The organism is Burkholderia sp. E168m23 (assembly GCF_016586125.1).
GTDB lineage: Bacteria > Pseudomonadota > Gammaproteobacteria > Burkholderiales > Burkholderiaceae > Burkholderia > Burkholderia orbicola.
On record NZ_BCPP01000997.1, the window covers coordinates 1 to 2,535 of the forward strand.

The 2,535-nt window shown below is 66.6% G+C and carries 1 protein-coding gene and 2 pseudogenes; all 3 read right to left on the reverse strand.

The genetic code is table 11. The features are described from left to right. A pseudogene (locus tag JMF90_RS40400) lies at positions 1-577 on the reverse strand (hypothetical protein); the annotation flags it as partial. A 290-nt stretch (positions 578-867) separates the two neighbouring features. Further along, positions 868-1,878: a HoxN/HupN/NixA family nickel/cobalt transporter gene (locus JMF90_RS33105; RefSeq protein ID WP_041489241.1), complete on the reverse strand. Its 1,011-nt coding sequence runs from the start codon at positions 1,876-1,878 to the stop codon at positions 868-870. Positions 1,879-2,044: 166 nt separating this feature from the next. Beyond that, positions 2,045-2,535 (reverse strand): annotated as a pseudogene (gene fusA / locus JMF90_RS33110) (elongation factor G); the annotation flags it as partial.

Here is a 2,535-nt window from a genome sequence, read left to right on the forward strand (position 1 = left end):
ACCGCCGCCCGAAGTACCGCCACCCGAAGTACCGCCACCCGACGGTGCCTCCACCCGAAGTGCCTCCACCTGAAGTACCACCACCTGAAGTACCACCACCCGAAGTGCCGCTACCCGAGGTGCCGCCACCTGAGCCACCGTTGCCGGACGCATTGCCTCCCCGACCCGTGCCGCTCGTACTGCCTGAGGTACCGCCTGTCGTTCCGCCGACGCCTGCAGGTCCGACGGCGCCGTTCCCGTTGTTTCCGCCGCTACCGTTCCCGTTCCCACCACCGTTTCCACTGCCGTTGCCGTTGCCGTTGCCGCTGCCACTGCCACCCGCACCGGCACCGCCATTACCGACGCCCCGGCCGGCATAAACGTGCACCGCGCATGCAGCCGGATTGGCGGCGCACGGCGATGCGTTCTCGACCAGCGTCATGATGGTGTCCGCGCTGGCATTTGCGTCGGACGCGGAGTCAGGTGTGGTGTTCTGTGCGACGGCATACGAGCAGCAGCACGCCAAAGCGGCCGCGGCCAGCAAGGTTGCACGAGGGCGCCGTCCCGCCGTGCGGAACGGTTGTTTCGTCTTATGCATCATGGCCTCCCCATGCGCGCGATGCCTCGTTGCCGCGCGACTATTCACGTGTGGTGCAGGGGGGCTTAAAAGATTCGTTGTCCTATCGTCAGCCGATGGCCTCCGGGCCAGCGCTTGACGCTGGCCGCGAACGCGGATCGGCACGCGGGCCCGCCGTGCGCATCCCACTCTGCGAGATTCGTGCCATCGGCCGCGCGGGCCCGTGGCGCAAGGCGGGCGCAGTCGCGTGACCACGCATGCAACGTCGTCGGGAAGGGTTTTGTTTCCGGAATGAAACGTCGGGGCGTCGTTCAGCGCGCCGGCGCGTCGGCCGCGCGTTGCCAGCGGTGGAACAGGATCGACGCGATCCAGCAGACGAGGAACAGCGCGACGATGCCATAGCCGATCGAGCCGAAGCGGTCGCCGAGCGCATCGAGCGTGTCGCGCACGGGGCCCGTCAGCGACAGCTTGTCGGCCAGCAGGCCGGCCGCTTCGATCCCGCCGATCGCCAGCGCGACGGCCGCCGACACGAATGTGATGCTCGCGTTGTAGAGCAGCTTGCGCTGCGGATCGTCCATCGCCCAGCCGTACGCGTGAATCATCAGCACGTTGTCGGTCGAGTCGATCAGCGTCATGCCGGCGGTGAAAAGCGCGGGAAACAGCATGACCGTATAGATCGGCAGCCCCTGGCTCGCCTGCGCGGCGGCAATCGCGAGCAGGCCGATTTCGGTTGCAGTATCGAAACCGAGCCCGAACAGCACGCCGACCGGATACATGTGCCAGCTCTTCGACACGAACCGGAACAACGGCCGTAGCAACCGCGAGACGAGGCCGGCGGGACGATGATCGTGCGCGCCGTCGTGCGTGTGCCCGGACGCGCCGCGATAGCGTCGCCACACGTCGCGCAGGATCATCAGGTTCACGCACGCGAGCACCAGCAGGAAAGTGGCCGACACCGCCGTGCCGATCGTGCCGCCGATGTCGCGGAACGCATCGAACCGGTCGCGCAACGCGAACGCGGTCAGCGCGATGCCGAGCGTCGCGGCGATCACGATCGTCGAATGGCCGAGCGAGAAAAACAGGCCGACGCTCACCGGACGCTGGCCGTCTTGCATCAGCTTGCGCGTCGCGACGTCGATCGCGGCGATGTGATCCGCGTCGACCGCATGACGCAGCCCGAGCCCGTACGCGATTGCCGCGGTGCCGAACAGCAGCGGATGATCGTGCAGCACGGCGAGCGCCCACAGCCAGACGGCGACGTTCGCGGCGATCAGGCCGGCATAGAGGGTCAGCAGGCGGCGCAGGGCAGGGGTGGGCGGCATCGGGCGGGTTCCATCTGACGAATCGCCATCCATTGTGGCACGCTAAAAAAAGCTCGGCGCGCCGATCAAAAAGCCACGAACGCGATGCGCGCCGAAAGAAAAAAGCCCGTCCGGAACGAACCGGACGGGCTTTGCGCGCATGCGCCAGCGCGCGAGCGAGCGGTGCTTATTTCACTTTCGCGTTGATCACGGCTTCCGACACGTTCGCCGGCGTTTCCGCGTAATGCTTGAACTCCATCGTGTACGTCGCACGACCTTGCGTGGCCGAGCGCAGCGACGTCGAATAGCCGAACATCTCCGCGAGCGGCACCTCGGCACGTACCAGCTTGCCGCCACCGCCCGCGATGTCCTCCATCCCCTGCACGATGCCGCGCCGGCTCGACAGGTCGCCCATCACGTTGCCCATGAAGTCCTCGGGCGTCTCGACCTCGACGGCCATCATCGGCTCGAGCAGCACCGGCTTCGCCTTTCGCATCGCTTCCTTGAACGCCATCGAGCCGGCCATCCGGAACGCGTTTTCGTTCGAGTCGACGTCGTGGTACGAACCGAACGTCAGATGCACCTTCACGTCGACGACCGGGTAGCCCGCGAGCACGCCGCTCTTCAGCGTCTCGGTGATGCCCTTGTCGACGGCCGGGATGAACTCGCGCGGAATCA

What these genes read in the sequence shown, in the direction of transcription:
- JMF90_RS33105 (WP_041489241.1), bottom strand. Translation starts at nt 1,878, where the DNA reads ATGCCGCCCACCCCTGCCCTGCGCCGCCTGCTGACCCTCTATGCCGGC.